This window comes from Chryseobacterium ginsenosidimutans, from assembly GCF_039536845.1.
GTDB classification, from domain to species: Bacteria; Bacteroidota; Bacteroidia; order Flavobacteriales; family Weeksellaceae; genus Chryseobacterium; species Chryseobacterium ginsenosidimutans_B.
In genome coordinates this window covers 274,097-299,545 of the sequence record NZ_BAAAZJ010000010.1, presented here as the reverse complement: position 1 = coordinate 299,545, position 25,449 = coordinate 274,097, and the positions used below count along the sequence as shown (strand labels likewise).

Here is a 25,449-nt window from a genome sequence, read left to right as displayed (position 1 = left end):
TTAAGAGTTTTTATTCATCAAGTTCTTTGTGTTTTAATTTGATACCACAAATTTAAAATATTTTAAATTCACTGCAAAATGATTTTTTTATATTTTCTTTCATAATAGATTGGCTTTTAATTTATAATACAAATTTAATCCCCTAAAGCGACAAACTATGTCGTGTTATATTTTATTTTTCTTATTTATAATAAGGATGCAAAAATTTGGTTTTGGGTTGGAAAAAATTTTTATACTATTTTTTCAGTGTCTACAAAAATACAAAATTGCAGTAATATAAGATTACATAATTGCAGTATTTTATATTTCAATTTGCAATAGTGAAAGAAATAGATGAAAATACTATTGCCCGACTAAAAACAAGTATTCCTGTGGAAGTAGGCAGACAGGTGAGAAGGTTTCGTGAGAAAAAGAAACTTTCTCAAACTGAATTGGCAGAAAGGATAGGGAAGGACAGGCAGTATTTATATAAAATAGAAACAGGCAAGGTAAGTTCCAGTATTTTCACCCTTGCTGTTATTGCTCTTGCTCTGGAAATTTCACTATCTGAACTTCTCCATGAAGTAAAGTAATTAGATTTGGTTTATAATCTTCCCGGTCTATATCTTGTTGTAATTCCTACCCCTGTACCGATAGTTAATGAGGGTTTTGAAATCACTTTTTTGATTATTTTAGGATTCTTACTTTTGTTTTTATACACAAATAACAATTATATACACAAAAGAATTATTCGAATCATGAAGTTACCTTTAGAATTAGAAGATGAATATGTAAATAGAGTTCTTTCCAAGCTTTCCTTAAAAGACCTTCCCTGTGAAGAATGGAAGCTGATAGAAGGTTTTGAAAATTATGCTATTTCTAATTACGGCCGGATAAAAAGCTTGGAACGTTGGGTTACCAATCCAAAAGGAGGAGAGCAGAAAATATTGGATAGGATTATGAAACCACAAGCCTTCAGATATTTTAACAAACATCTAAAGGCTCATTTTTATAATGTGAGGTGTAATCTCTGTGTCGAAGGCAAAACATATGGAAGATCAGTAGCCCGTTTGGTTTATTATCATTTCGTTGAAAAATTTGATATGGAGGATCTTTCGTTCCGTATATCATTTAAAGATGAAAATCGTTTTAATGTACATTTTAGTAACCTGGAGAAAGTAACCGCCAGCGGGTATTTTACTCATCATCAGCCTTCATTTATTAGATAAAGATTTGAAAGGAGTGGTAATCGAATTGCCTTTTTTATTACTAAACCTAGTAATTATTTATCTGCAACACCCTTTATCAAAAAGCTAATAATATGAAAATAATTAATCTCTTACTCATTACATTCTTCGCCATCAGTTTTACCGCTTGCGGACAATCGACAACTCAAAGAACAGAAAGTAAAACAATTCAAAAAAATAACAAAATGGATACAAGTAAACTCACAAACGAAATTGTAAAAAAAGCATTTGATGCCTGGCAAAGTGGCGACAGCAAAACCTTTCTTTCTTTTTTCATTGCCGATACTACGATGACCGATGATGGAAATCCACGTAATTTTCAAGATTTTGTAAAAGAGGCCTGCGGAAAAGAAGTGTTTCTAACCATCGATACTGTAGGAAATGAGGGCAAGGATATAAAAGGAAACTTCAAAGCTGGAAATTGGGGTACTTTCCCTGTGTTTTTCAAATTCCACCAAAATGCCGATGGCAAGTTTGAGAAATTAGATATTGGAAAAGCGAATTAAAGGGAATTTTACCAATAAGTTTTTTTCCACAGATGCACAGATACAAGGTTTATTTTGTGAAAAATATTTGTGCATCTGTGGCATTTTTAGTTTTTATTTCAAGGAAATCATTCGTGGCAAATAATAAAACAATTAACCTCTAAAAACGTGAATAAAACCATCGCTGCTTTACAAAAATACAAATACGAGTTTTTGCTGTTTGCATTAGCCCAGCATCTGTTTATTGGCATTTTCCTCGCCGACTTGGGTTTTTATACAAGGGTAATCTGGCCTGTCAATATGCTGTTGTTGGGTTTGGGAAGTGTTTTTATGTTTACTGGCAAACACAGTTGGAGGCATTGGTTCCGTAATATTCATTTTATTGTGGTGTTATTACTACCTATTGGAATTCCGTTTTTTAAAGATATTCCTTGGTATTTTACTTTTCTCAATATCAATTACGTTATATTTTTCGCCTTTCTCTTTATGGAATTACTGAGGTTCTTGCTAAAACCCGGATACATTAACACAGATATTATTTCAGCCTCTGTCTGCGGTTATTTTCTACTGATAGAAATGTCTGTTTTTTTGCTACAGTATTTTATGTATCAAAACCCGCAATCTTTTAAAGGAATTGATACATCTTCGCCTGCCGCCATCTATACAGACTTGGTTTATTTCTGTTCTATAACTTTTACCAGCATTGGTTTTGGCGATATTACGCCTAATAATCACATTACCAAATTGATTACTTCTTTTATCGGAATTGCAGGTCAATTCTATTCTGTTGTTTTAGTAGGAATATTGATCAGCAAATTTTCATCAAAAAATTAATTTATATGAATATAAGTTCTCATTACAAGCTCCTCCACTTCATTCCCTGGACAAGGGTAAAGATTTACAAAATGCTTATTTTAAGTATTGTTCCAACAGTTTTATTCTACTTTCTAAGGCTTAAATGGTTGGCAATTCCGTGGGTTCCAGTAGCACTTTTAGGGACGGCAACAGCTTTCATTTCTGGTTTTAAAAATACCCAAACTTACAACCGTACCTGGGAAGCACGGCAGATTTATGGAGCCATCATAAACAGCAGCAGAGCTTTAGCAATAATGGTAAAAGATTTTGTACGAGTAAATGATAAAACTGAGGAAGCTGCATTGCAAAAGGAAATTATTTACCGTCATTTTGCCTGGCTTACAGCGCTGCGTTTTCAACTTCGCGAAACCAAAAGCTGGGAAAACGTAAAAACAAAAAGTTACAATATTGAATATTTGAAATATTATAAAGTACCTGAATGGGAGAATAGTTTAGACGAAGAATTTAAACCGTTTTTAAGCGAAAATGAACGCCCATACATTTTGTCAACCAAAAACAGAGCAACCCAAATCATTGCCTTACAATCATCGCAACTAAGAAAATTAAATGAAGAAGAGAAGCTATCTGGGTTTAATTATGGTTTGTTGGAAGGTCAGCTGAAAGATTTGTACGACCAGCAAGGAAAGTGCGAGCGTATCAAAAACTTCCCCTATCCACGCCAGTTTTCGAGCATCAATATCTATTTTACAAACTTATTTTGTATTTTATTGCCGCTTGGTTTTTTAGTGGAATTTTCAAAAATGACAGAGAAATTTGGAGAAAATATTATCTGGCTTACCATTCCTTTCAGTGTATTGTTGGGTTGGGTCTTTTTGGTTTTAGAACAAATAGGGGAGAATACTGAAAATCCATTTGAAGGTAACGCCAATGATATTCCCATCACACAAATCAGTAGGAATATCGAAATAGATTTAAGAGAAATGCTTGGGGAAAAAGATTTACCTCTGGCGATTCAACCTCAAAATAATATTGTACTTTAAAACACTAATTAGCAAATGCAAAACATACAACTGCTGTTTAATTTGTTTGATGTAATTAATAAAGTTAAGACGTTTTTTGTCATTGCGACGAAGGAGGACAAGAGCGATATCATCAGGCGAATTAATAGAAAAAACTCCTGAATAGAAAAAATAAGATTGTAAACAACGAAAACTTGCTTCAACCAAGCGAGTTAAGCGTAATTTAAAAACAGACGAACTATGTCAATGACACAAACAGCTTTCTTAAAAAAAGCAGACATACCGACAAATGGACAAATTCAAAACACTATCCAAAAACTTGGGTATGACTTCAAAATATTGAGTGGACTTGAAAAACAAATAGACCAAGACGGACTTGAATGTAGTATTAACGGACATCAAACATATTTTGAAACCTATGTCGACCTTGCAGACAACGTAATAGCCGACCACGAAGCAGATTGGATTAAACCAGACATAAACCAAGACACTGCAATATCTTTTGTTTGGGGTGCGGACTTTGCAGCAGGTGCTTGTATCGGACTTATTTCACTTGCTTTGATTGATCATAGTAATGCCTTGATTTACTACATGGACGACCAAATGAAATATTCAAGAAAAATGTTACTTACCGACACACCACAATTTCTTGCAGAACTTCAAAAGCAAAGTAACAGAAATGAAAATCATCAAGAACCTGTTAAACCAAAGCCGACAAACACGCAGACTAAAAATAAATTTTTGGACAGACTAAAAAACATATTCAAATAAACTACGCATAACAGTACATTTGCAATAGGCGGGGTTTTGTTCTCCACAGACAGTTTAGTGGTAGCCGAAAGTTTTGTGCTCCGCATAAACATTAGTGGTAAAAAATCCCGCCCATCGCAAATCTGCAAAACTTTACCTGCAAGTTTATCCGAGTGAAACACCTAAAAAAATAGATATGGGACTTGATATTTCTTATACCGTTGACAATGACGAAAAACTTTTTGATTTTGATTATATAACTAACGAAGAATTGCATAAAAAACACGACCTAAGTAGAACACTTGCAAGTTTTATGAGTAGAAAAAATGTAATTAATGAAAATGAAGAAACTGAATTAACTCAAATTTCTAAATTGATAAATATTGACCTATCAAAAATTAATATTTTAGATGAGATACCAAGTTTGGATGAATTAGAAGAAATTATGGAATTCGATACAGAATATGCCGAAAGTCAAAAAGAAGAATACGAAATACAAATAAAAAAAATTGAAAATAATATAGATGACGTTTCCTTAATTTTATCGGAATTAATTTCTAAACTAAATGATAAAGAAGATTTGTCAAAACTACTTAAACCAACTTCATTTGACTCTCTAAATAATTCGTCTTACTTCAAAAAAAATAATCTTGATAGAGATAATTTCTATAAGGATTTAAACAACTTTAATAATTTTGTTGATTATGCGAAATCTAAAGGAACAAAAACAATATGGTTTAAATATTCTTAAAAAAACTTGCAGGTAAAAGGCTTTTGCAATAATAGGGCGAAACTGCAAAGTTCAACGTTGGTTCTTCTATTGAACTTTGTAATAATAACAAGTTGGATGTAATTAAAGTTAAGCCTTGGTAAAATGACTGTATTTTTTATAAATAATTAGCAAAAATTATAATTACATCAAATAAATTAAGGTAACTATACGCAAGTTTACACTAAAAAACAATAAAGACCAAGTGTCGTAGTTGGTCTTTGTTATTAAATAAACATTTATAAAAATGGAAAATACGAAACAACAAAGAGTAGAGACATTAGTTAATGATCTACTAAAAGAATTTCAGGAAGAACCTACGTGGAAATTTAAATGGCTTATTCAATTTTTAGAAAAAGCCATTACAGAAAATTCTACAATAAATAATGATATTGGAAATATATGGGAGAATTATTCTTCAGATTCCTTTATTTTATTTTCCAATTCAGTTATTAAAGATTGATTTACTTTCATTAAATCTCTCAAATCTCTAATTTTTGGATTAGCACCTGATCCCATAGTTAAATCAGAAATTAATGTTTCAGTACGACGATTAATCTCTGATTGACTTTTAATAATACTTAGTAATAATTCTAAATCTTTTTTATTCATAGTTAATAATTTACAAAATGGAAAAATTAAAATTAAAAATTGAAAAACAAAATCGAACTTATATTCTAAAAACAACTGAACAAAAAGTTAGGATCTTAGAAACTGTATCAAAATTTAGTTCTGATTTTGAATCTTTAAAATATAACTTTAAAGAGGTTATATCTGTACTTCATAGTAGCTAATCGCATTGTTTATTATTTGCAATATAGTATCAAAAGGATATTTCTCTCTTTGTAATTTATAGAGAGTTAATTCAAAAGATACGTTGGAATGAAAACTACTTAAATAGTCAATATCCTTTAAAATTTGGTCTATATATACAAGTGTACCAATTCTAATATCTATAGATGGTGCAATTAATTGAGTTCTTAATTCTTGAAGTTTTCTTAGTTGCTCTGAGCTAGCTTTTTTTGACATAATTTTTATGATTTTAGTCATCCAAATATAGTAAAAAAGGTATAATTTTTGTACTTTTGTAGAAAAATTTATCGATCAAAAGGAAGCGTTAGCTTTATTCTGTTAATCTGAAATCTGGAAAATTTCTCTAATACAATGCAGAATAAACGTGGACACTTGCACCATATGGTGTGGGCTTGTCTTGTTTATATTGTATTGGCAATCCAGAGCCACAGATTAATAAGCAAGAGCTACAAACCCACGCCTTTCTTATTTATAATCATAAAATTTCTACGTTGGGTTTGGGTGGATTGAAAAATTCATCAATGAAAAAACTATTATTTATCAGTTTTCTATTTTTATGTACAGTTTGTTTTGGGCAAAAATTTGAAATTAAAGCTCAAGAAGTAAGGTATCGTCAAAATAAAGGCTCTTATTTTACCGAGTGGAGTTCTTGGCAAAAAAATCCTTTGATTATAACTGTTAATGCAGATTTATTAAAAATCACGATGCATTCAAGTCCACAGCAAGAATTCAAAATTATAGATTTCAAACCAACACAAAAAATTGATAATGCAATGGTACAAGATTACTATTGTATTGATTTAAATGGTAAAAGATGCACAATAACTTTAGTATTAAGTAATGACGGAACTTTAATTAATCTCAGATATAAGACTTGGGAATATATTTATAGCGGATATATTTTGTAAAAGGATTAATTCTAAAATTAACGCTTTTTGATTAGCCGTATAGTATCATTATCTTTGTAATAGTATGATTAGCACCAACATAAAATCAGTTTTTGAACTTACTCAAATCTTTTCTACCGAACAATCTTGTATAGATTATTTGGAGATATTGAAATGGAGCAAAGTTCCTATAAGCCCTTTTGATCCTACATCAAAAGTATATAAGTGTAAAAACAATCAGTATAAATGTAAAAATACTGGTAGATACTTTAATGTTAAAACGGGAACAATGTTTGAGAATTCTAAAGTTAGTCTTCGTAAATGGTTTTTAGCAATTTGGTTGGTTACTTCTCATAAAAAAGGTATTAGCTCTATACAGTTAGGGAAAGATATTGGAGTAAGACAGGCTACTGCGTGGTTCATGCTCCAAAGAATTAGAGCGTGTTTCGGTATTGAAAACAGTAACGAACTAGAGGGAATTGTTGAAGCAGATGAAACATTTTACGGCGGTAAAAACAAAAACAGACATAAAGACAAAAAGGTTCCACACTCACAAGGTAGAAGTTTTAAAGATAAAGTTCCTATTATGGGAATGCTTCAACGTGGAGGAAAGATGAATGCTTTTGTTGTAAATGATACAAAGAAAGATAGCATTCAACCACTGATTTGCAAATATGTAAATTCAGAGACATCAGTATTAATTAGTGATGAATGGTGGGCATATAAAGGCTTAGATAAATATTATACTCATAATGTAATCGACCATTCTAAAAAAGAGTATGTAAGTTTGCAGGATAATAATATACACACAAACAACATTGAAGGCAGTTGGAACATCTTGAAAAGAAGTGTTTCAGGAATGTACAATCATGTTTCTAAAAAACATCTACAAAAATATGTTGATGAATTTGTATATAGATTTAACCTGAGAAAGGTCACAGACCAAGAAAAATTCTTACATTTACTACGAAATAGTAACGTAAGAACTAGATATACAGAATTATGTCAATAAAGACAATTAAACAACTAAAAGAACAAGGAATGAAGCACACTATTATAGATGGTGAAACATATTTCTTGGTAGAAGATGTCAAGAAAAATGAAGACTATCTTATAGTTGATTTATCACAAATAATTCGTAAAAACGGAATAGATATAATTCACGAAAAATATATTCATGAATTATCGGACTTCGATAAAATGATAAAACGAACATTAAAAAAAGAGGATTAATTTAATCCTCTTTTATTTTTAACATGCTGGTGTAAACTTGCGTATAATTACCTAAATTAATTTAAGAAACCAAAAAAAACAATGATGGACAATGAAAATCTACAAACATTACAAAAATGGTATCCTAACGCTAAAACAACAGAAGATACTGTAAACAGATTATTAGACGTAATGGAAAGCGAATTGGGCTTGAAACCAAATCAGCTAATGCACGCAGACAGTATGTGTTGCGATGATGTAAATGCCATCCAATATCCGCCAAGAGCTTACGAAATGCTGTGTCCGTTTCATTTAGGTGGGCTTGATGGTTTTCCTTTTGCGAGTATCACAGGTATGAATGCCTTTGCACACCACGTTCCTGAAGATGGTGCAGTAATTGTATTTTATGCGCCACATATTGGGATTTCAAAGGAGGAAAGTATTGGGGAAATAAACAGGATAGGGCAGAGTAGTAATTCCTCTTGTTGCGGTGCTGCAAAAGGAGCTTTGGGGAAACTTTCCACAGAGCAAATAATTGAGGAGAATATTACCTCATTAGATTTTCAGATGAATACCATTGAGCAGATTTTCCTGCATCAAAAAGAGAGAATTTTGAATACCGAAAATTAAATATTTGAAGCGACAGAAGTGATGTATGAGGCCATAGATGACAGGATAGAAGTTCTGGTAAAAGAGACTAATTATCCTTGTAAATATGTAGTTTTGATTGGTGCAATTTTTATCAATGGAGATAAAGATATGGGCTCTTTCTGCTAATATAAAAAGTTCGAATACATCAATCTTGAATCTGACGAGAGAAAAAGCCTTATGACAGAATATTATGAGTAATTAGAAAAAATATGATTACAAATAAAACGGTTTATCAGCAATGTTGGTAAGCCGTTTTTTATGAATGTCAGGAACTCTTTATTTAGATGAGAATTAATAATATATTAACTCTTTATTTTAATTGGTCTTATAAAAATATATTACTTTTCTGAAAATTTTATTGATGCATTATGGAAATTTCTGGAGCCTTTTTAGCTGTAATTTTAGAAGCCATTCTCTCCTTATTTTTGATTAGGAAAGAAAATTCTGACAAGAATATTTTCTTGATTCTCTATATAGCAACCGTCACTTTAGATTTTATTTGTGAATATTTTATTTTTAATGTTGGAAACAATAATACCTTTCTAATAGACCAATATCCTTCAAGTTTTCGATTGTTGAAAGGGCCACTTTTGTTTTTAGCAGGCAGATATTTATTACAATACAAAAATACATGGAAGCAGTTTCTGCATTTCATCCTTTTTTTTGTCGTATTTATCTGTAATATTATTGTTCTTTTTATAGGCTCGGAATCTCAAAGTTTTCACCAGTTTTATTTATGGATTTTCAAAATTTATCCTTTTTACTGGATTGGTTATTTGCTCGTTACACTTACCCAACAGATAAGAAATAGAAATCGGGACAATAAATTCCAGAAAGTTTTTATCCAATTTTTATGTTTTGTACTTGTTCTGATAATTGCATATATGGTATGCGGATATGGCGGATTAATAGACGGAAATCTTCTGAGATTGATATACACTTTTTCATTCTTCGTGCAGTTTGCATTTTTAATCAGACTCAATCAAATAGACAACAAACAATCTTCTCCCATTAATAATATTGAAAATATAATAATAACAGAATCTGAAGAAATCGTTGTAGATGAGAAGAAAAATATGAAATACAAAACATCTTTACTCAGCCCCGATTATATTACAAATACCAATAATAGGTTAATAGAACTCTTAAAGGATAAAAAAATTTACACAAAAGAAGATTTAAGTTTGGATGATGTATCCATTATGATTCATATTTCAAAAAATCATTTGTCCCAATGTATTTCCGAAGGTCTTCATACCACTTTTTACGATTTGATTAATAAATACCGAATTGAGGCATTTATTGAGCAAATAAACCAAAATCCGGAGTTGCATATCAGTGAACTTTACTTCCAATGCGGATTCAGGTCCAAGGCTACGTTTTACAAATACTTCAAGCAGGAGACAGGCATCAATCCAAACGATTACCGAAAAAGGATACTCAAAGAAAAAGAGATCCAGCAGCTTAATTAATCTTTAGTTTTTATTTGTTAATAAATAATTAATTAAGTTTAAATAATTGATAATCATGTGTTTAAAAGTTCAAATATTGAAAATAAGTTCATCTCAATAGAATTGAACCTTTCAAATTTAAAATCAAGATAGATTTACGGCCATGAAATAAATCTATTAAAATGAAAAAATTAACATCGACTTTAGCTGTTGCTCTTTTCTTTTCTTCCATACAATCTTATGCCCAGATTCAGGTAAGCGGAAAAGTGGAAGATTCGCAGGGAAGACTTCCGCAGGCAAAAGTTTTGACCACTGACAACAAAACCTTTGTTCTCACGGATAATCAGGGGAATTTCAATATTACCATTCCCGAAGGTTCTACTTCTATTATCATTACTTATGAAGGATATTCTGACAAGACGATTGATATAGATACCTCTGCCAATCAAAAAATGGCAGATCTGGGAGTTATCGTCTTAGGAAATAAAGAAAAAACAAAAAGTATTGAAGGCGTTGTCATCATTTCTGCTTACAAACCATCCCAAGCCAGAGCGCTTAATATCAAAAAGAACTCCGAAACTATTTCTGATGTTCTGGCCTCCGATGCTATCGGAAAATTACCCGACAGAAATGCTGCAGAAGCTATCCAAAGATTACCCGCTGTAACAATTGAAAGAGATATGGGCGAGGGTAGATTTGCTGCCGTAAGAGGAACGCCTATCCAATGGAGCTCGTCCACACTCAATGGAAACAGGATGCCAAGTGCGAGTGGAGACTATGCCAACAGAGGTTTGCAGATGGATATTTTTCCTTCAGAATTGATTCAGTTTGTGAAATTATCAAAAACACTTACGCCCGATATGGATGGAGATGCGATTGGAGGGACGATAGATTTCATCACAAAAACTGCCGTAAACAAAGAAACACTTTCTGTAAATCTTGCGGGAGGCTTTGTCAATCAAACCAAATCTCCCAGCTACAATTCTTCCGTAGTTTATGGAAATAAAATTACAGATAAATTAAGGTTTATCACTTCTGCCGTTATCTGGAACAGAGAAACAGGAATTGATAACTTCCAGATGGTTTATGATTTCAACAATGCTAATAAGCCTAAATCTTTCGCCATCAACCAATTACAATTGAGGGATTATGTTGCGGAAAGAAGAACTTTGGGCTTTAATGGTGCTTTGGATTATCAGATCAATAAAGAGAATAAGCTTTATTTCAAAGGATTGTACAGCCAATATCTCGATCAACAGACCGTTCGAGAGACTTATTTTAACTTTAATACAAAAAATGTTCAGCTGCAGGCAAGGCACGCTGATTACGTTACAGACTTATATTCTTTTGATCTTGGGGGTGAGCACAAATTATCCGACAAATTGAAACTCGACTGGTCATTGGTAAAATCCAGGTCAAGTTTTGAATTCAATTCTCCTAAAAATCTGGGCAAAGATGAAAGAGGGTATCCTATTGTAACTTTCAGACAGAATATGACCTACGGAAATCTATCAGATGATGGGTTGAAATATTTGACAATGGATTCTCCGGATGGTACAGGCGATGCTTCAGATATTGTTTTGCCACACAATTTGGATGCATTAGATGCTTCTAAATTAAATCTTTACCAAACCATTATCAGCAGAAACAAAAACAGTGAGAGAGATTACAGAGCACAGTTCAATTTCAATTATAAGCTGAATGACAAGATCAATCTGAAGGCCGGAGGGAAATTAATTGATAAAGACAAAAACTTTACTTCAAGTGTTTTCGTATGGATGCCTTCAAAACTATTGGGAATTCCCGGAGCCGCACCTCTTGTGTATCTCAACCAGTTGCAGACGGAAGGTTTCCCGTACAATGGTGGATTTCTGAATCCTTTAGACCAGCCTTACAACAATGTTTTGATCAATCAGATTACCAATGGTCAAATAGATCAGATGTACAGCCCGGAATTTATGGCGGCTAACTCGATGACCAATGTACAGGGAGACACTGCCGCGAGTAATCTTGCAGGATCGTATTCGGGAAAAGAAAATGTATATTCTGCTTATTTGATGGGTAATTTTAGAATAACTGAGAAATTCACAGTGATTGGAGGATTCAGAAATGAATATAATGTGACCAATTTTAAAGGAAACAGTGTTGTAATAAAAGGAACTAATACTGTTGCAGAACCTGTGGAAAAAGAAAATAAATACAATGCATTTTTACCAATGGTAAATATGAAATATAATCTGGATGAGAACACTATTTTCCGAGCTGCATACACCAGATCATTTGCAAGAGCAGATTTCAGTGACTTAAATCCCGGTTTGCAAATCAATGACGCCCTTCAAACAATCACACAAGGTAATGCAGAGCTGAAACCTACTTTTGCAAACAGTTTTGATTTGATGTTTGAAAAGTATTTTCCCAATCTGGGAATTATTTCTGTGGGTAGTTTTTACAAAAAACTGAGCAACATCATATATCAGGATCAAACTACAGAACAGAGAAATGGGCTTAATTATCTTAAAACCTCGCCGGGTAATCTGGAAGATGGCTGGTTATTTGGTCTTGAAGCCAATTTCAGCAAACGTCTTACAGAATTGCCAGGTTTTCTTCAATATTTTGGATTTGAAGGTAATTATACCTATGTAGATTCAAAAACGAAAATACCCGTGTATCAAAACGGAATAGCCTTGGAAAAGATTGAAACGACCCTGCCCAAACAGGCAAAACATATTTTCAATGCGAGTATTTTCTATGAAACCGATAAGTTTATGATAAGATTTGCAGGCAACTATAAAGGGAAATACCTGAACGCCATCCGTTCTTTGGCAGGTCCGGAGCATTACCAATGGTTTGATAAAAACATTACGCTGGATGCCTCTGCTTCTTATGCATTTTCAAAAAGAATAAGAGTGTTTGCTGAACTTAACAATCTTTTCAACGAGCCCAACAGATTCTATCACGGAGAACAGGACAGAACGGAAAGTGTCTCTTATACGGGCTTCCGTGGACAAATGGGCGTTTCTTTAAACTTTTAACATCAATATTCCAATAATGAAAAAAATAATACTATCCACATTCGGATTGCTATCTGTGATGGCAGTAGCACAAAATAAAAAAGAATTCAGCGGTTATCCAAAAGATCTGAAGATCAACCAGATTCAGGTTTTGGGAACGCATAACAGCTACGCAAAACCAGTAGATCCAAAAGTTCTCAAATTAGCAACAGGGATTATGGACAAATTCAAAGACTCTTATTTTGATAAAATGTCGGCGGCAGAAAAAGCAAAATTTCAGGAATACCACCCGAACGGAATAGATTTTGCCGAGGGACTGAATTACAACCATCCCGATTTTAACGAACAGCTGAATGCGGGACTTAGAAACCTCGAAATAGACGTTTACTACGATCCTACAGGAAACAGATTCACCAAACCCGCTTCTTATGAACTTCTGAAAAAACAAGGCGTTACAGATCTTGCACCTTTTTCTACGGAGGATCTGGATAAGCCGGGTTTCAAAGTAATGCACATTGCCGATCTGGATTTCAGAACGCATTACACGACTCTTAAAAAAGCACTTCAGGCTTTAAAAGACTGGTCTGATAAAAACCCAGATCACATCCCGATTTTCATTCAAATTGAAGCAAAAGATTCAGGGCTTCCTCTCTTTCCTAATGCAGCAGAAGTACTGAAGTTTGATCAGAAAGCATTTGATGATCTGGATCAGGAAGTACTTTCTGTATTAGGAAGAGATAATATCATCACGCCTGATGATGTAAGGGGAAAATATAAAACCCTGAATGAAGCTATACTTCATAACAATTGGCCAAAAGTAAATGATTCAAAGGGGAAATTTATATTTATTCTATTACCATCTAGTGCGGGAATCAGTAATAATGAATCACCTTATCTAACAGGACATCCAAGCCTTAAAGGTAGAATGATGTTTATAGAATCTGATCCCGGGAAAGAAAACTCTGCATTCATACTTTATGATAATGCAATCGTAAGACAAAATGAGATCCAAAAATTGGTAAAAGAAGGTTATCTGGTAAGAACCCGCACAGATATAGAAACTTATGAGGCTAAAGTGAATGACAGAACCAGAGAAAAAGCAGCTTTCAGCAGTGGCGCGCAAGTGGTTTCCACAGATTTTTTCAAAAAAGGGAATACATATGGAACCAATTATTATGTAACGATCCCTGGTGGTGAAACTGCAAGATGCAATCCTGTGAATTCACCTGAAAACTGCCGTAAATAAAAAATAAGTACTATTTACAAATTACGCTTAAAATCAATGATTTAAAAAGCCAATAGCAAAAAGCTAATTGCTATCGGCTATTTGCATTTTTTTGCCACAAATGCACGGATGATTTTTTTATTAAATTAATTTGTGCATTTGTGGCAATTTTTTCACAATAATGAGTGAGGGTTTAAAATACTTTTTATACATTTCTAGAAATTTTTCAAATTAAAAAATACAAATAATCCTGCTCAATGCTAAACGATTCTAACCTAAAATTTTCAACTTCAAGAAGTCTGGAAATAACCCAACAGTATTTTAATTTTCTGGACCAGCATATAGAGGATGTGGTAAATGGAAACGTTGCAGAGTTTTTAGAAATAAATGAAATAGCTTCTAGATTGGCTATTTCTCATACACATCTTACCGATACTGTCCAGAAAGAAATGGGGCATCATCCCTGCCACTTTTACGATTCGAAAATAATAGAAATAGCAAAAAAATGTTGATGAATACCAATTTATCAATTGCTGTAATTGCTAAAAAATTAACCTACGACCCCTCCAACTTTTCAAAATTTTTTAAAAATTGGACAAGTCAAACCCCGGGACAATTTCGTAAGGAACATAAAAAGTAAGAGAGGAATTTTGTAACCTCCCTTTATCGCTTTATTGATAAGCATTTGTTTAACATTGTAAAACAGGAAAAGGTACTTGACATTAATGCTTAAAATCACTGAGAACAACAAGCCCAGACATTTGTCTGGGCTTGTTGTGATTGCTAAGTCTAACAGAAATTAGATTTATGCAACATTGATTTTGTTTATTTATTATCCGTTCTGAAACCTGAACAAATCGGCGTTACAATGCATCCATCTTCAATGACAAGAGAGGGCAGTGGGCTTTTAAATAAGGTCTTTTTTATAGTGTTAAAAAATACGTTTGAAAATTGGACTACAACAATTACCAATTGAGCTACTTTTTACAGAACGACAATCCAGAATTTTGTACCTGAGATTAAAGTCAGTTTTAGAAACAATAAAAAAAAGAATTATGCAAAAAAGAAAATTAGGAAATAGCGGATTAGAGGTTTCCGCCTTGGGTTTTGGCTGTATGGGTCTAAACTTTCTGGACGGAAAAGGTCTTGATAAGAAAGAAGCCATCACTTTACTACATAACGCAGTTGAAAAAGGGGTCACATTTTTTGATACCGCAGAAGCTTACGGACCTTACACCAACGAAGAACTCGTAGGCGAAGGACTAAAGCCTTACAGAAAAGACGTCGTGATTGCTACAAAATTTGGTTGTAAAGACGCCAGTCCGGCAATTGGTTTAGACAGCAGACCCGAAACGATCAGGGCAGTAACCGAAGCATCTTTAAAAAGATTAAAGACAGATTATATTGATTTGTTGTACCAGCACAGAGTTGACCCCAATGTTCCGATAGAAGATGTTGCAGGAACAGTAAAAGATCTGATACAAGAGGGTAAAGTGAAATATTTCGGTTTATCGGAGGCAAGTACTAAAACCATTCGGAAAGCGCATACCATACAGCCTGTTGCAGCTTTACAGAGCGAATACTCTTTGTTTTGGCGTGAGCCCGAAAATGAGATCATACCAACTTTGGAAGAGTTAGGAATTGGTTTTGTGCCATTCAGTCCGCTGGGAAAAGGTTTTCTCACGGGTATCATTAACAAAAAATTAGAAGCTGTTGACCGCAGAAATGTAATTCCCCGTTTCACCGAAGAAAATATTAAGGCGAATATGGTTTTAGTGGATGCGCTTTCTGAGATTGCTCAACAAAAAAATATTTCAACCGGCCAATTAGCATTAGCCTGGCTGCTAGCCCAAAAGCCTTGGATAGCACCAATCCCCGGGACTACAAAATTGCATCGTTTAGAAGAAAACATTAGCAGTACGAATATTGTATTAACAGCTAATGAACTTGCAAAAATTGAAGCGACAGTCAATGGAATTACACTTGTAGGTGACCGCTATCCCGAATTTTTAGAAAAACAAATAGACAGATAAAAACCAACAGCAATGCAAAATATTAAGGGAAAAGTAGTAGCCATTACAGGTGCAAGCAGCGGAATGGGCAAAGCCATTGCCCTAGAATTAACCAAAAACGGCGCAAAGGTTGTCTTGGGCGCAAGACGAGCAAAACAATTACAACAAATTGTTGAAGAAATTAAAAGTAAAGGTGGTGAAGCCACTTTTACTCAAATTGATGTGAAGAATAAAGCCGATCTGGTTCGGTTGGTCAATACAGCCGTTGAGCAATACGGAAAATTGGATGTCATTGTAAACAATGCAGGGATCAGCCAATTAAGCCGAATTGACGAGTTGGATATTGACGGTTGGGAAGAAATGATCGACATTAACCTCAAAGGTGTTTTGTACGGAATGGCGGCTGCAATTCCTGTTTTCAAACAACAACAACAACAACAACAACAACAACAACAATCGGGACATATTGTCAATATCATTTCAACATCAGGAATAAAGATTGTGCCCATGCAAGGCGTTTATGCAGGAACTAAAAATGCCATTCGCACGATTGCAGAAGCGTTTCGTCAGGAGTCAGACGGAAGTATACGTATTACAGGGATTTCGCCGGGATTTGTGAAAACAGATTTTGCGAACAACATAAAAAACGAAGAAATGAAAACAGCTATTCAAAAAGGAATGGAACAAATGGCCATAGATCCCATAGCTATTGCTAATGCTGTCATTTATGCCATAAGCCAGCCTGAAGATGTTGAAGTTGGCGACATTGTTATTCGTCCGTCAAAACAAAATTAACTATATTAGTAATTGAAAAAAATGCAACAACAATCCAACATCAATCAAATTAAAAGTATCTCACAGCTTGTGCGTGTCTTGGGATTTCCTGCACCACTGCATCCATTGATCACGTTGGTTGATTACAACAATGTTTCGATTGAAATGTTTCCAAAAGAGCAAAAAATAAGTCTTGATTTCTACAAGATTTCCTTTAAGCCTACCTTCACAGGACACATAAAATATGGACAGGGATATTATGATTTTGAAGAAGGCGGATTGGCATTTCTAAAGCCGAAACAAATTGTTTTCCCACCGGATAACATAGAAAGTTATGAAGGAATCGCTTTGTATTTTCATCCGGATTTTATACGAAACTATCCATTAGGGAAAACAATAACTCAATATGGCTTTTTCTCTTATGATGTTTCAGAAGCCTTATTTTTATCGGCAAAAGAAAAAGAAATTATAGCCAATTTATTTGCTACAATAGCCAGTGAATTAGAAAACAATATTGACAGTTTCAGCCAGGATGTTCTGGTGTCGCAGATAGAACTGTTATTGAATTACAGCAATCGTTTTTACAACAGGCAATTTTTGACAAGGAAAGCCGTCAATCACGATATCATTACTTCTTTGGACAAACTCCTAAACAACTATTTTGAAGAGGGAAATAGTCTAAGAGATGGATTGCCATCCGTGAAATACATCAGCACGGAATTAAAGCTGTCACAACGTTATCTGAGTGATATGTTGAGTTCATTGACAGGGCTGAACACACAACAATACATCCAGAACGCCATCATAGAAAAAGCTAAAGAAAAACTATCAACGACGAGTCTTTCTGTTTCGGAAATAGCTTATGAACTAGGCTTTGAACATTCGCAATCGTTCAGTAAACTTTTCAAGACCAGAACAAATGTTTCGCCTTTAGAGTTCAGGCAGTCTTTTAATTAGAAATCAAAATGTAACGATTTTTCGGATTTCCTTAAAACATCAAAATCCCGACAGAAATCGAGATTTGATTTATTATTTCCAAAGTAAAGTGATATCAAAAGGTAACATATTTTTTTTAGGATTATTCTAGTCACTAAAACTTTTCCTTTCAGATTGTTCTAAAAAACTTCTCAATCCAATCATTAAAAAAGCCAAAACTCCAAAGACAATTCCAACCCAAGGATTAGAAGAAACGCCTTTGGTAATGATTATCCAACCGCCAATGGTTGTTCCCAAAGTCACTCCTAGATTTCCAAATGAAGTAGCGAGGCTATTTCCGAATTCCAAACTATGAGGTACTGACGAAATCTTATAAGAAGGTATGGTATCTTTAAAAGTATTCATCAAATTGTAAAATTTTTTATCTTATGAATTAAAATAAAACTTTATTTGATGTGATATAAGATTTAGTAAAATAAGAGTTTGAAACATTATTTTTAAGATGGTGTTGTTTTACACGTTATTTTTTCAGTTTTTAATCAAAAGGATATTTTTAAATTACTTTACTTTGTCAAAAACCTTTAAAGTATAAGATTATATTTTTTTTATCATAAATAAAGAAGACTTCCAATCAACACCTATACTGTATTGGAATCAACTCTCAATAAATTTTTCAGTCGGCTACAGGGCATATCAATGTGTCTCCGGAATTTACAGAGGAAGATTCAAGTAATCGCGTCAATGCGTCGAAAAAAATATATGAAGAAATATTTGAAAGAATAATTTACAATAAAAAATATGATATAAACTTCAAAACCTATCTGTAAAATTGGAGGAACAGTCATCACTAGACCTGTTCAGTATAGACTGCAAAATCTGCTGAACTATGGTAGAAATGTTGATAAGGTATATGTATATACAAGGAAATGGAAAATATAATGTATTGAACAGCTACGTAATTCATTACTGTACGAATCGTTACGAGGCATATAGTGCATATTTCATTAATAATGCTTTTTCCTTACTTTTGGTAGACAAAGTGGTTTACCCAAAATTGAAGATCCTAAATTCATTTATGTACTTAGTTTTTTTAAGAATCACATTTGAATCAATTTCACCACCAAAAATGGGGAAGAGCCATTTTCCCTGAAATACCCATCTATGATCAGCAGTACTGCCTTCTTTTTGCGTACACTCATCAGCGTTAACTTAGCCTGCTAAGCCTACCCCGAAAATCTAAAATTCTGGATATTGAGATCATTTATCACGGTATTGCTTTGGTGTCATTCCCACATATTTTCTGAAAAGGCGGATGAAGTAGCTGGGCGTTTCAAATTTTAGCTTATCACTGATCTCTATAACTGATAAGCTGGTAAACTTAAGTAAATTCTTTGCTTCCTGAATAACCCTGTTAAGTATATAAGATTTGGACGTTGCCCCTAAATACTCTTTGGTCATCCTGTTTAAATAATTGACTGTTATGAAAAGTTGGTCAGCATAGAACTTAACATTATGTGATTCTAAATAATGCTCATCCACCAGCTTTACGAAGGCCTGAATATGCCTGTTAGCCTGTTCTTCTTTAGTCAATGTATATGTAGACTTAACTGGTACGGCCTCTGCCCGTTCAAGAAGTGCCAGGATCAGATACAATAATGCCCGGAGAACATGTTCACTGCTGCTAACGCCCAATTGGATTTCATTGTTTATTTGCTCCAGATATGCTACAATGTTTTTAAAAAGCTTTTTGTTAAGCCGTATCAACGGAGAAATACGGCCATGTTTCAAATACTTGAATTTGTTCAAAAACTGTTTATCGTTGAAGAATGAAATCAGGAATTCTTCTTCAAACAGCAATACGTATCCTTGCACTGTAGTCTGTTTTGGCCAGCTCCAGATCTCACTGGGAATAGAACAGATCACATCACCTGCACTTACATGCAATTCCGCTTGATTTATAAATATTTTTTCATTCCCCGTGGTTATAAAAGTCATATCGTAATAGGTAAGCCTGTGGGTGGGCTCTTTTTCTATGTACTTATTTATTTCAGAAATGGGGACAATATCTATGAGTAGAGTTTTCCCATATTTTTCATTGATAAAATTATATTGCACTATCGATTTCATGAGTATTAAGATATGACAAATTTATCAATTCAGTTATGGTTACGGCCGGTTCAAATGGTGAAACAATTATTCAACCAGTCCGAAAAGTCAGAATCGTCCGGTACATTAGCATGATTAGTGACATTATTGGCATCATTTGTTTATTTGATACAATTTTGGTGAGCAATATCTTTGTCTGCATCTAATTAAATATTTGGAAAGTCCCGGTTAAGGGTTAATTAGAGCTTAACATTAAAAATTATTAAACAAATAGCATTATGAAGTATTTTATCGAACTTTTTACACCAACACAAGCCTGGCTTGATCTAAACAAAGAAGAGAGAGCCGCTTACATTACTAACATTAATGAAGGCTCAAAACACCTGATGGATCAGGGTGTAGTAATAATCAGTATGAGCGAAAATGACCAGGACACCCTTCATCGTGCCGAATTTAATTTCTTTGTCATCTGGACTATTCCAACAGATGAGCTTGCAAATGCTGTTCAAGACCTTATGGCAAATTCGGACTGGTTTACCTACTTTGATCAGTTAAATCTGAAAGGCGATTCTACGGATATTTTTGAAAAACTTATCAATATCTAATATTAGCAGGTTGGCAGCTGCTTTATTTTGTTCCAGTTTTTCATAAAAATTATCCGTAGGATAAACTTACTCCTGTTTCCGTAGAGAACATAACGCGTGTGCTAATGGAGAAAACAATTTACCTATCGCAAGAAAAAACTTTTTGGATACAACATTCCGTGATTTGAATACTTTTAATCAGGCTGCATGACATAGCTTTGTTTTAAATTAAAATAGTGAATCTATGAGCAACATCAAAGAAGTAAAATTAGGCAGTCAGGGACTTATTATACCAACAATTGGTCTGGGCTGTATGGGTATGACAACAGGGTTTGGGGGAGATATCTATGGAAAAGCCGATGAGAAAGAAGCAATCGCTACCATTCACCGTTCATTAGAACTGGGCGGTAGTTTTTTGGACACGGCAGATATATATGGCCCTTTCCTTAACGAACGGCTGATCGCAAAAGCCATCCACGGAAACAGGGATAAATACACTATCGCCACAAAATTCGGATTTGAAATTAACGATAACGGACAGGCAACTGGTGCATTCAAAGGCAGTAAAAATTATGTAAAAAAAGCTGTAGAGCGTTCATTAAAAAATCTTGGCACCGATTACATTGACCTGTATTACCTTCACCGGTTGGATACCAATACACCAATTGAAGAAACCGTGGGGGCAATGAGCGAATTGGTAAAAGAGGGAAAAGTAAAATACATCGGACTTTCGGAAGTAGGTTCTGAAACCATCAGACGAGCACACCAGGTTCACCCGCTTACGGCAGTACAGTCCGAGTATTCTTTGTTTGAAAGGGAAATTGAAAAGTTGGGCATTTTGGCTACGCTGCAAGAATTAGGTATCAGCCTGGTTGCCTACTCACCTGTAGGAAGGGGATTTTTAAATGGCGAAATACAAAAGCCTGAAGATTTTGCCGATAATGATTTCAGAAGATCTATACCCAAATATCAGGGTGAGCAATTTTACAAGAACTTGGAGCTGGTCAATGAAATTAAAAAAGTAGCTGTCGAAAAAAACATCACTTCTGTACAATTGGCCATTGCCTGGGTCATTGCTAAAGGGCACGTGCCTATTCCAGGTACAAAACGTGTGAAGTATGTGGAAGAGAATATCGTAGCAGCAGGCATTTCGCTAACGCAGGAAGACTTGGACAGATTGGAACGTATCCTTCCTTTGGGAATCGATACAGGGGACAGGTATGATGCAGCAAGCATGAAAGGAGTAAATTTATAGTATTTAAACTGCCAGTAGTTTTACAGGTTGGCGCTTATTTTAAAATTTTAGATGATGAATAATAAAGGTCAGCATATACTTAATTCTGTTTCAGACTTTCATTCTTTGATGAATGTGAAAAAGCCTACCCATCCTTTGATAAGCGTAGTGAGGCTTGAAGACGTCAGCCGGGATGCCAGCCGGGATTTAGAAACAATCATGTTTAATTTCCACACCATTTTTTTGAAAAGAAATTTTGATGGAAAGGTTAAGTATGGTCAGCAATATTACGACTTTGACAATGGTACGATGTCCTTTTATGCACCCAAGCAATTAATAAGCTTAGAGGGTGATCAACCCGGCAAAGTAGAGGGCTGGATGCTGGCTATTCATCCCGATTTCCTTCATGGGTATCCACTTGCAAAAAAAGTAAAAGAGTACGGTTTTTTTGATTACGCCACCCATGAGGCCTTGCATCTTTCAGAAGCTGAAGATGAAATTATTTCAGGTCTAATGCAAAACCTGCAACAGGAAATTGTAGAAAGGATAGATAGCCACACCCAAGATGTTTTGATCGGACATGTAGACCTTTTACTTAGCTACTGTAACCGATTTTATGGCCGCCAGTTTATTACCCGGAAAAAAGTTTCCAGTGATCTGCTTGTAAAATTTGAAACTCTTTTAAAAGCATATTTTAAGGAAGACAAAGCTGAAACAGCAGGTCTGCCAACGGTTCAATATTTTGCTGACCATTTATTCGTATCTCCAAATTATCTGAATGATATGCTCAAAAACCTTACGGGGCAGACCACACAGCAACACCTGCATAATTACCTTATCGAGCAGGCAAAAGAGCTGCTTGCTACGACCAACTTATCGGTAAATGAAATAGCCTACCAATTGGGTTTCGAATTTCCGCAGTCTTTCAGCAAACTATTCAAAAAGAAAACTTTGCTGACACCACTACAATTTAAACAGTCGTATAATTGAATGATCCGTTACGTTATTATTTAAAGAAGGCGAAGTTGAATCCTGAGGGGGCACATTACGATCGACGTTAAATATTTTTTTTATAATCAAATGCCAATTCTGTACATCCAGGAGTTATCAGGACGCCTATGGTGACTACAATATTTCCATTCAAGATGAGCTTGATATACATGCTGATGCTCTTTTGGGTTACATTTCATACAAGCATGGTAGCCAGCTGATCTTCGACAACCTTAAAAACTCCACATCCAGTTATAAAGATAATAAGCATTCAGTAATAGCAGGTTTAGACCAAAAAAGTGATACTATAAGTGGTAATTTGGTAGATGAACCAAAAAGTAAATATTATAATATTGAAATTATTAAAAAAGACAATAAAACTATTGAACTGGTCTTAGGTCGTGCCAATGTATTAAAAATTTGGTACAACGTCAAAAAATGAGAGAACATTTTCAACAAGTATGATTTTCAGGAGGGAAAAAGAATAGCTGTTCAAAGTAAAAACATTTTTGATTCTTTTTAGTGTTTTTAAGTATAGAATGAATTACTGGGAAATTTAGAACAAGGTTAGACTAGGTTGGCACTAATCCTAGGCTTTCAACTTATTTTTGTAACTAATCTTCCGTAATCTTGTTAATTTTTATTTGCAATATGGACATAGAGATATGTCCATATTTTTTGCAGCTAGTACCTAATCTGTGTATTGTAATAAAACTGAACAACGGCCCTAATATGCTTTTGAGGCATACAGAAAAGGGGCTTTCCGAAAAGGTCGAGTAGCCCCTTTTTATTCGGGTAGCTGGGAGAAATTTTTCCTACAGCCAATTCTCAGACGTTAGTTTTTCCTTTTTTGGACACCTTCTTTTCTGTATTTTTTGACAACTCAAACTGTTGGAAGAAAAAAAATGAAATTTATTTTGTATCATTCGATACAAAATATGTATATTTGCAACAGAATATTAATCATGGCAGGCAGGAATAAGATATATAACGAAGAGGAGGCCCTTGATAAGGCGATTAAAGTTTTTTGGGAAAAAGGCTATGAGAACGCGTCTTCGCGGGATCTGCAAAAAGCAATGGGCATCGGAATGGGCAGTTTTTATTTGGCTTATAAAGGAGGTAAAGAAGAATTGTTTCTCAAGTCGATGGATCGTTTTTTTTCCGTTTATCCGACATATGCGTTATCAATGCTGAAAACTATTGAAAATCCCATCGAGGTTTTAAAACAGTATTATTATGTGTTGGCAGAACCGGAGGGCATGTTTGGGCAGTTTGGTTGTTACTTCAGTAATGCGATCATCCAGATTGCTGACCCCGAATTAAAGAACGGTGCTACAGGCCACATTACCCGTATTGTTGAGGTTTTTTCGGCAGCGTTATTACGGGCACAAAATGCAGGCATCATTCATCCGAAGATCCCGCAGGAATTATGGAGTGCTTATCTTCTCAATTTATGGACCGGACTAAATACTACCAGATATATTGAAAAGGATGCGGCCAAGCTAAGAGCTTTGATTGATTTCAGCTTAGGGGTTTTTGAGTAAGCCTTTTTTTTAATCAATTTTGTATCAATTGATACAATTTGTATTTTGCTAGAAACGAAAATAATATAGAATTATAACACAATTAATTTTTTACAAACATGAAAAAGACAATTTTAATTACCGGCACTTCATCAGGTTTTGGTTTAATGCTGGCCAACAACCTGCAACAAAAAGGTTTTAATGTGATCGGCACCAGCCGTGAACCGGAAAAGTACAAGGGAAAAGTTGCGTTTAAATTGCTGCGCTTGGACATTTCTGACGATGACTCTATTGCAGCATTTACCAGGGCACTTTCGGCAGAAACCAAACAACTCGATGTGCTGGTGAATAATGCCGGTTACATGGTGACAGGTATTGCAGAAGAAACCCCGATAGAGATTGGAAGACAACAATTTGAAACCAACTTCTGGGGTACGGTTAAGGTTACCAATGCGTTACTACCGCTGTTCAGGAAGCAAAGATCAGGTCAGATCATCACGGTAGCTTCGATTGTAGGTTTGATCGGTCCGCCGAATCTATCGTATTATTCAGCATCCAAACATGCCGTTGAGGGGTATTTTAAATCGCTGCGCTTTGAATTGAACCAGTTTAACATTAAAGTGAGCGTGGTTGAACCAGTTTGGTTTAAAACCAATCTGGCCCATAACGCGGTATCGTCAACAGTAGGAATATCGGATTATGACAGCTACAGGCGCCAGGTAAATGCTTTCACCAAGAAAGGAATCGATAGTGCAGAAGCACCTGATGCCGTTATAAGTACCATCACTAAATTGATTGATGCCAAAGAGCCGAAGTTCAGCAACCCAGTGGGCAAAATGACCGGGATGATCCTGTTTTTGCAAAGCTATGCCCACAAGATGTTCGAAGGAGCCGTACTAAAAGATGTTAGAAAAGCGATTTAACCGCAAACATTTTTAGTAAAGTCATGCGGGGATAGCGAAAATTTCTATTACC

General features: G+C 34.6%; 28 protein-coding genes and 1 pseudogene. 25 read left to right on the top strand and 4 right to left on the bottom strand.

Annotated features, from left to right (window positions below; all coding sequences use genetic code 11):
• The first annotated feature begins 290 nt into the window (after positions 1-290).
• From ABD745_RS13410 to ABD745_RS13380, 7 genes are all read left to right on the top strand, one after another.
• A complete protein-coding gene (locus ABD745_RS13410; protein WP_344830703.1) occupies positions 291-572 on the top strand; it encodes a helix-turn-helix domain-containing protein in 282 nt (93 codons plus the stop codon).
• Between the two features lie 165 nt (positions 573-737).
• On the top strand, positions 738-1,208 hold the full coding sequence (locus ABD745_RS13405) for an NUMOD4 domain-containing protein (protein ID WP_344830701.1): 471 nt from the start codon (positions 738-740) through the stop codon (positions 1,206-1,208).
• A gap of 92 nt (positions 1,209-1,300) precedes the next feature.
• The gene (locus ABD745_RS13400; RefSeq protein WP_344830700.1) at positions 1,301-1,732 is read left to right on the top strand and encodes a hypothetical protein; all 432 of its coding nucleotides are present in this window, start codon (positions 1,301-1,303) and stop codon (positions 1,730-1,732) included.
• Positions 1,733-1,879: 147 nt separating this feature from the next.
• Positions 1,880-2,545, top strand: a complete 666-nt coding sequence (locus ABD745_RS13395) for an ion channel (RefSeq protein ID WP_344830697.1) — start codon at positions 1,880-1,882, stop codon at positions 2,543-2,545.
• 5 nt (positions 2,546-2,550) lie between these two features.
• Positions 2,551-3,567, top strand: coding sequence for a bestrophin family protein (locus tag ABD745_RS13390; RefSeq protein ID WP_344830694.1), 1,017 nt, complete (start codon positions 2,551-2,553; stop codon positions 3,565-3,567).
• A 219-nt stretch (positions 3,568-3,786) separates the two neighbouring features.
• Entirely contained in the window at positions 3,787-4,317 is a 531-nt protein-coding gene (locus ABD745_RS13385; protein ID WP_344830692.1) for a hypothetical protein, read from the top strand.
• Between the two features lie 175 nt (positions 4,318-4,492).
• The gene (locus ABD745_RS13380) at positions 4,493-5,047 is read left to right on the top strand and encodes a hypothetical protein (protein ID WP_344830689.1); all 555 of its coding nucleotides are present in this window, start codon (positions 4,493-4,495) and stop codon (positions 5,045-5,047) included.
• Between the two features lie 429 nt (positions 5,048-5,476).
• On the opposite strand, the gene ABD745_RS13375 is transcribed toward ABD745_RS13380, so the two are convergent.
• Positions 5,477-5,677, bottom strand: a complete 201-nt coding sequence (locus tag ABD745_RS13375) for a hypothetical protein (protein WP_344830688.1) — start codon at positions 5,675-5,677, stop codon at positions 5,477-5,479.
• Between the two features lie 156 nt (positions 5,678-5,833).
• The gene (locus tag ABD745_RS13370) at positions 5,834-6,094 is read right to left on the bottom strand and encodes a hypothetical protein (RefSeq protein ID WP_344830686.1); all 261 of its coding nucleotides are present in this window, start codon (positions 6,092-6,094) and stop codon (positions 5,834-5,836) included.
• Between the two features lie 305 nt (positions 6,095-6,399).
• On the opposite strand from ABD745_RS13370, the gene ABD745_RS13365 reads away from it, so the two are divergent.
• The 12 genes and pseudogenes from ABD745_RS13365 (at position 6,400) to ABD745_RS13315 (ending at position 18,058) form a co-directional block, all read left to right on the top strand.
• Complete coding sequence (locus tag ABD745_RS13365) at positions 6,400-6,786, top strand: hypothetical protein (protein ID WP_344830683.1); 387 nt, start codon at positions 6,400-6,402, stop codon at positions 6,784-6,786.
• Positions 6,787-6,850: 64 nt separating this feature from the next.
• A complete protein-coding gene (locus ABD745_RS13360; RefSeq protein ID WP_344830682.1) occupies positions 6,851-7,777 on the top strand; it encodes an IS1595 family transposase in 927 nt (308 codons plus the stop codon).
• Positions 7,768-7,998 carry a hypothetical protein gene (locus tag ABD745_RS13355; RefSeq protein WP_344830679.1) on the top strand — a complete coding sequence of 77 codons (231 nt, stop codon included), beginning with the start codon at positions 7,768-7,770 and terminating at the stop codon, positions 7,996-7,998. The genes ABD745_RS13360 and ABD745_RS13355 overlap by 10 nt, the downstream gene beginning before the upstream one ends.
• An 81-nt stretch (positions 7,999-8,079) precedes the next feature.
• Positions 8,080-8,754, top strand: a pseudogene (locus tag ABD745_RS13350) (hypothetical protein).
• A 242-nt stretch (positions 8,755-8,996) separates the two neighbouring features.
• On the top strand, positions 8,997-10,100 hold the full coding sequence (locus tag ABD745_RS13345) for a helix-turn-helix domain-containing protein (protein ID WP_344830677.1): 1,104 nt from the start codon (positions 8,997-8,999) through the stop codon (positions 10,098-10,100).
• A gap of 161 nt (positions 10,101-10,261) precedes the next feature.
• Positions 10,262-13,111 carry a TonB-dependent receptor gene (locus tag ABD745_RS13340; RefSeq protein WP_344830676.1) on the top strand — a complete coding sequence of 950 codons (2,850 nt, stop codon included), beginning with the start codon at positions 10,262-10,264 and terminating at the stop codon, positions 13,109-13,111.
• A gap of 16 nt (positions 13,112-13,127) precedes the next feature.
• Positions 13,128-14,336: a Ca2+-dependent phosphoinositide-specific phospholipase C gene (locus tag ABD745_RS13335; RefSeq protein WP_344830673.1), complete on the top strand. Its 1,209-nt coding sequence runs from the start codon at positions 13,128-13,130 to the stop codon at positions 14,334-14,336.
• A gap of 236 nt (positions 14,337-14,572) precedes the next feature.
• A complete protein-coding gene (locus ABD745_RS13330; protein ID WP_344830670.1) occupies positions 14,573-14,827 on the top strand; it encodes a hypothetical protein in 255 nt (84 codons plus the stop codon).
• Positions 14,719-14,955 carry a helix-turn-helix domain-containing protein gene (locus ABD745_RS21610; RefSeq protein WP_425549806.1) on the top strand — a complete coding sequence of 79 codons (237 nt, stop codon included), beginning with the start codon at positions 14,719-14,721 and terminating at the stop codon, positions 14,953-14,955. The genes ABD745_RS13330 and ABD745_RS21610 overlap by 109 nt, the downstream gene beginning before the upstream one ends.
• A gap of 415 nt (positions 14,956-15,370) precedes the next feature.
• Complete coding sequence (locus ABD745_RS13325) at positions 15,371-16,348, top strand: aldo/keto reductase (protein ID WP_344830667.1); 978 nt, start codon at positions 15,371-15,373, stop codon at positions 16,346-16,348.
• Between the two features lie 12 nt (positions 16,349-16,360).
• Positions 16,361-17,122, top strand: a complete 762-nt coding sequence (locus ABD745_RS13320) for an SDR family oxidoreductase (protein ID WP_344830664.1) — start codon at positions 16,361-16,363, stop codon at positions 17,120-17,122.
• Between the two features lie 21 nt (positions 17,123-17,143).
• Complete coding sequence (locus ABD745_RS13315) at positions 17,144-18,058, top strand: helix-turn-helix domain-containing protein (RefSeq protein ID WP_344830661.1); 915 nt, start codon at positions 17,144-17,146, stop codon at positions 18,056-18,058.
• A gap of 126 nt (positions 18,059-18,184) precedes the next feature.
• Here the strand turns inward: ABD745_RS13315 and ABD745_RS13310 are convergent, their stop codons facing one another.
• On the bottom strand, positions 18,185-18,442 hold the full coding sequence (locus ABD745_RS13310) for a hypothetical protein (protein ID WP_344830658.1): 258 nt from the start codon (positions 18,440-18,442) through the stop codon (positions 18,185-18,187).
• Positions 18,443-19,294: 852 nt separating this feature from the next.
• Positions 19,295-20,164 carry a helix-turn-helix transcriptional regulator gene (locus ABD745_RS13305; RefSeq protein ID WP_344830655.1) on the bottom strand — a complete coding sequence of 290 codons (870 nt, stop codon included), beginning with the start codon at positions 20,162-20,164 and terminating at the stop codon, positions 19,295-19,297.
• Positions 20,165-20,421: 257 nt separating this feature from the next.
• Here ABD745_RS13305 and ABD745_RS13300 point away from each other — a divergent pair, with 257 nt between their 5' ends.
• From ABD745_RS13300 to ABD745_RS13275, 6 genes are all read left to right on the top strand, one after another.
• Positions 20,422-20,748: a DUF6616 family protein gene (locus ABD745_RS13300; protein WP_344830653.1), complete on the top strand. Its 327-nt coding sequence runs from the start codon at positions 20,422-20,424 to the stop codon at positions 20,746-20,748.
• Between the two features lie 223 nt (positions 20,749-20,971).
• Entirely contained in the window at positions 20,972-21,982 is a 1,011-nt protein-coding gene (locus ABD745_RS13295; RefSeq protein ID WP_344830651.1) for an aldo/keto reductase, read from the top strand.
• Positions 21,983-22,033: 51 nt separating this feature from the next.
• The gene (locus ABD745_RS13290) at positions 22,034-22,951 is read left to right on the top strand and encodes a helix-turn-helix domain-containing protein (protein ID WP_344830648.1); all 918 of its coding nucleotides are present in this window, start codon (positions 22,034-22,036) and stop codon (positions 22,949-22,951) included.
• A gap of 184 nt (positions 22,952-23,135) precedes the next feature.
• Positions 23,136-23,393 (top strand): hypothetical protein, encoded by a 258-nt coding sequence (locus ABD745_RS13285; RefSeq protein ID WP_344830646.1) that lies wholly within the window; start codon positions 23,136-23,138, stop codon positions 23,391-23,393.
• Between the two features lie 523 nt (positions 23,394-23,916).
• Positions 23,917-24,495: a TetR/AcrR family transcriptional regulator gene (locus ABD745_RS13280; protein ID WP_344830643.1), complete on the top strand. Its 579-nt coding sequence runs from the start codon at positions 23,917-23,919 to the stop codon at positions 24,493-24,495.
• Between the two features lie 98 nt (positions 24,496-24,593).
• The gene (locus ABD745_RS13275) at positions 24,594-25,397 is read left to right on the top strand and encodes an SDR family NAD(P)-dependent oxidoreductase (RefSeq protein WP_344830641.1); all 804 of its coding nucleotides are present in this window, start codon (positions 24,594-24,596) and stop codon (positions 25,395-25,397) included.
• Positions 25,398-25,449 lie beyond the last annotated feature (52 nt).